This window comes from uncultured Rothia sp. (genome assembly GCF_937976295.1).
In the GTDB taxonomy this organism is placed as follows: domain Bacteria; phylum Actinomycetota; class Actinomycetes; order Actinomycetales; family Micrococcaceae; genus Rothia.
In genome coordinates this window covers 1-2,761 of record NZ_CALJRY010000232.1, presented here as the reverse complement: position 1 = coordinate 2,761, position 2,761 = coordinate 1, and the positions used below count along the sequence as shown (strand labels likewise).

Annotated in this window: 1 pseudogene; it reads right to left on the bottom strand. The window is 62.9% G+C overall.

The features are described 5' to 3' along the window. Positions 1-2,396: pseudogene (locus tag Q0216_RS06270) on the bottom strand (helicase SNF2); the annotation flags it as partial. Positions 2,397-2,761 lie beyond the last annotated feature (365 nt).

The following is a 2,761-nucleotide window of genomic DNA, read 5'->3' as shown; positions in this document are numbered from 1 at the left end:
TTAATGCGCAGCTCACCGCCCGCATCGTCAAGTTCGCGAGCCTCCGCGATGAGGGTGCGCAGGGTCTTAAACTCGGGCCGACGCAGCGAAAAATAGGTGCCGTTACCGAGCAGAATACGGTCCGCCCCGCGATCTAGTGCCTCAAAAATCTGCGCGAACGGCACGGTCCAGTTGTTGACCTTTACCGCAATGCCCAGGCCGAACCAGTCGCGAGAATTGCCCTCGCTCACGGTGATTTCAATGAGCGCGTCGGTTGCCTCCACGAACTGTGGCGGGGTGCCGTTAAAACGCACCTGAACAGCGGAAACACGGCGAAGCTTCGGCAGAATCGCGCTGAGCAACTCGCGGGTTTCCCAGCCTTCGATGCGGCGCTCCTCCAGCCCGGAAAGCGCCGGATGGGCGGCAAGAATGGCGCGCACCGAACGCAGCACGCGCGCCTCAAAACGCTCATCGCGAACCTCGCCGCCCTCTTCGCCGGGGTAGCCGAAAACGGGCAGGGAGTACACATCGGAGCCGGTCGCAGGATTCTGCGCGCTCGCCTCCTTAGCGCTCGCCTCATCAGTGCTGTCCTCCGCGAAGGGGTTCAGCGGGTACTCCCAATGCCAGCTCAGCTGCGCGTCGTGGCGTACCTGCTCGTCAAAGCTGATTTCAAGCACCAGATGCGGCGGCTTCACGCGCGGCAGCGCCAGCGCCGGATCGGGGGTCAGCGAGGGAATGGAGCGGCTGAGCGCGGGCAGATATTCCTTCTGGAACGTGGCGCGTTCCGCGGCGGGAATGTGCACGGTTCCGGCGCTAATGAGCGATTCGGAGGCGGCATCGAGCGGCTCAACCAGGGGGATGAGCGCCAGCTCCACACCCTCGGGCAGTTCGGGTACGGCGGGGGAGTAGCGCACCCGTTCACCCTGCGCCGGGTTATTCTGCGCATGATTATTCTGCGTAGGGGTAATGGTTAGGGCAGGGGGCTCAGCAGACACCTCCCGCGCGACCTTGTGCACGAAAGATTCGCGGCCCACTTCATCCAGCGCGCCGGGGCGCGCGGTCTTCCAGTGCACCGCCTTTGCCGCCTGCTCGTACTCCTGCTGCACCAGCCCGCCCAGGGCGAAGAAACCGGTGCGCGGGGTGCCGATGGGGTGGCAGTGCGCGGCGGGCAGCCAGAGCTGGCGCAGCAATTCGCCTTCGCGTCCTTCCCAGCTCAGCGCGGCTTGAAGCTGCAGACCGGCGCCTCCTGCGTGCTTCTCTGCTGTGTGCTTATCTTCAGCGGCGGCGGCGTGCAGGCGCACCTGCGCGGGGCTCAGCACGGCGTAGTTTACCTCGCGACCGTTGACGAGCAGGGGCAGGCCAATATCCTCCGCGCGGGCGAGTACATCCCAGAGCAGAGTGGAGGCAGAAGCGCTGATCGAAATCCAGTCGCGGTGCGAGGAATACATGTTCTGCCAGGGGCGGGCAATCGAGTAGAGCTCGGCGAAGAACCGTTCGTGTTCGGGGTAGATTTCGTGCCGTCCGACGGGCCCGCCCACGCTGGAGGCGAAGGTTTCCCAGCTGAGTCCGCCCTTGATCCAGCGCCCGGTTTTGGATGCCATGAGCGGGCGGGCGAGCAGGTTAATGCTGGGGGTCGCGCCGGGCATATTGCGGCCGCGCGCGTAGGAGCCGGAGACGCTCAGCGAGAAATCCAGGGCACCGCTCACGCGCATCGAGTCAATGCCCGCAAGGTCCTGACGTGCGGAAAGAACGGAGGAGAGGTCGCGCCGCCAGGCAGAAATCTTGGAGGCGGCACCATCGAGCGCGGTGGGGTCGAGAATGGTGGGGGAGGTGCCTAGTTCGTTGAGCGCAAAGCGTCCCTGCGCCTTTTCGGGCTCGGCTGTCTCCGCGTCGGGTGCGGGCAGCTTCGCCGCGGTGGTGAGCGCACCGGAGGCGCGCAACGCCGCGAGCGGGTCGGCGGACTTCTTCGCCTCCGCAACATCCGCGCTCTTTGAATCTGCTGATCCCTTTGCATCTGTCGCACCCTTCGTAGCGGTAGCCTTCGTTACGGCACCGGGTACGCCGACCGGTCCGGGGTGTTCGCTGAGTGCCTTTTTCGCTACGGAGGCGCGGTCCAGCGCGGTGAGCATGAGCGCTACGGCGTGCTTGCAGTCGGTGAGCACGGGGCAGGTGCAGCGGGCGGTGAAGGTTGCGGAGCCGCTGACGGCGGGGAAGAAGCGAATGGTCACTTCGTAGGGGATGATGGTGCTTCCGTTGACGAGCCCGGTGAGGGTGCGTTCATCTTCGTCGTAGCTGTAGCGGATGACTTCGCGGTTGCGCTGGTAGGCGAGGCCGCGCTGGTAGGTGCGGTGCCCGGCCTGGCGAATGATCTGCGGTACGGTGACGGGAATTTCGGGGAAGGGGTTGTTGGCGCTCACCAGCTCATTATCGCGTATCGTGCGGGTTTGCACCTTGTCGCCGGTCATTGCTGGCGGTTGCCGGGCGGACTGCAGGGCTGACTACCGAGCTGGTTGCCGAGGCGACTATTGAGGGGTGGTTTGGGATGTATTTCGTATTTTTGGTGCGGGAGTTTTTAAAGCATAAAAACACCGGTATTCGCATAAGATGTTCCGCGCAGTATCAAAAATTCCCACCAATTAAAACGTTCTCACAAGCCAAAACGCTCATAATCTAAATCTCTTTCAAAAAACGCTTTACTTAACTTGAGAAAATGCTGTAAGCTAAACCCAGCTTCAAGAGTTTCGACTGATAAGCTCCGACTATGGTCGAACGCCAACCCCAT